This window comes from Cysteiniphilum halobium (assembly GCF_003574425.1).
Classification (GTDB): Bacteria; Pseudomonadota; Gammaproteobacteria; order Francisellales; family Francisellaceae; genus Caedibacter; species Caedibacter halobius.
The window spans coordinates 1-640 of the sequence record NZ_QLIU01000158.1; the positions used below are offsets into that span (position 1 = coordinate 1).

The window sequence follows — 640 nt, forward strand, 5'->3', positions numbered from 1 at the left end:
GTGTGTCTTAGTAGGCGTGCAAGTGTTTTATGGTGTGTGTTAGTATTTTTTTTTTTTTCAAGCAGGAGACCGGCAAAGAGGTAAGCAATGGTGACTGGGGTTCAGAAGGGTGCTCTTTCGATTCAGCGTATTTTTTATTGATTTTGAACGATTACATTAGCATATTAAAGATAATTAAACAGCGCTCAAATATTAAAGCCGAATTTTTGATCAAAATTGCTAAAAAAATGGATTTGTAGGCTAGTTTTGAAAATATAAGGAAAAAAACACCCGCGTTATAAGCCGAAAAACGTCAATTTTTAAAAAAATTGCATATTCTTATTCATCTTAAGAGAGCCAATCCATGAAACTAAAACTAAATATACAACGTGATATTCACGATAAAATAAAGCTTCAAGGCAGTAAACTCATACTGCCAATGCACCTTGAAAATATTGAAGCCTACAAAGACGTGACCTTATTTGAGCCAGACGATAGCAAGTATGTTGTCGCCATTCATCATCACATAGACGATGATTTGTATTCAGCGGTGTACTTTTATTTTGACAATGGCAGTTATGCCAGAAAAGCAAGGTTCATGATCAATTACTGTTTAGACAACCGCAAAACAGAACTTATCATTGATCATGCTGTAATCATT

At 34.5% G+C, this 640-nt stretch carries 1 protein-coding gene; it reads left to right on the forward strand.

What is annotated here, in order from left to right:
* Nucleotides 1-343 precede the first annotated feature (343 nt).
* Nucleotides 344-640, forward strand: a 297-nt coding sequence (locus DNK85_RS11425) for a hypothetical protein (protein WP_162896716.1), incomplete at its 3' end; no start/stop codon positions are given.